The organism is Limosilactobacillus urinaemulieris (assembly GCF_014838745.1).
GTDB classification, from domain to species: Bacteria; Bacillota; Bacilli; order Lactobacillales; family Lactobacillaceae; genus Limosilactobacillus; species Limosilactobacillus urinaemulieris.
The window spans coordinates 1-882 of the sequence record NZ_JABUXR010000047.1; the positions used below are offsets into that span (position 1 = coordinate 1).

Consider the following 882-nt stretch of genomic DNA (forward strand, 5'->3'; position numbering starts at 1 on the left):
TCGTCTTGTTCGTACTCTTGGAGCGACGAGTGGCCAGTATACTGTATACCAGTACATCACAACTTTTGTTTACACTAAGGACACAGATCCAACTGATCCCAAAACGCCAGAGACAACAACACCAACTGATCTAAATAAGACAATCATGCGGAAGATTACGGTTATCAAGCCCGATGGAACGAAGGAAGCCCATGATCAAACGGTTAACCTCACCCGGACTGCCACCGTTGACGAGGTTACGGGTAAAGTTACCGGCTACAGTGATTGGACAACATCAAGTTTCGCTGAATATGATGCTCCAGAAATTCCTGGTTATACACCAAGCGGCAATGCACCAGCAGTTGCTTTGGTTACCAGCACCAGCGACTTTACTCCAGTCGTAATTACTTATATCCCAACTGACCAAACGGTTAAGTATAAGTTTATTGATCCACAAGGAAAGGTTGTTGGCGTTCAAACAGTACCTGGCAAGACCGGCCAGACAGTTCCAGTTAATATTCACATTCCTGATGGTTATCAATTAGTTCCTGGTGAAAGTGTTCCAACATCTTACACCTTCAAGGATGGTAACCCTGATCAAATCATTAAAGTGGCTTTGATCCCAACTAATGGCGGTCAACCAACCACTAATGATCATCAAGGACAAGGAACACCAGCCACTAATACGCCTACAAACACTACTCCTAATAGAAATGATGTTACTGGCAAACTAGAAGGTAATGTTCCTAACATGCAAACAGGGAAGACGATTACGTCTCAATCAACGACAGCTGAGGATAACCAACTACCACAAACTGGTAATAACAATAGCTTAACATTAATAGGCTTAGGTGCCTCCACCTTATTGGGAATGTTTGGTCTTGCTGCTGTAAACAAGAAGCG

1 protein-coding gene is annotated in these 882 nt (G+C 43.5%); it reads left to right on the top strand.

What is annotated here, in order from left to right; genetic code table 11:
* Positions 1-882: mucin-binding protein (locus HUK45_RS09355; RefSeq protein WP_191912054.1), on the top strand; the 882-nt coding region annotated here is incomplete at both ends.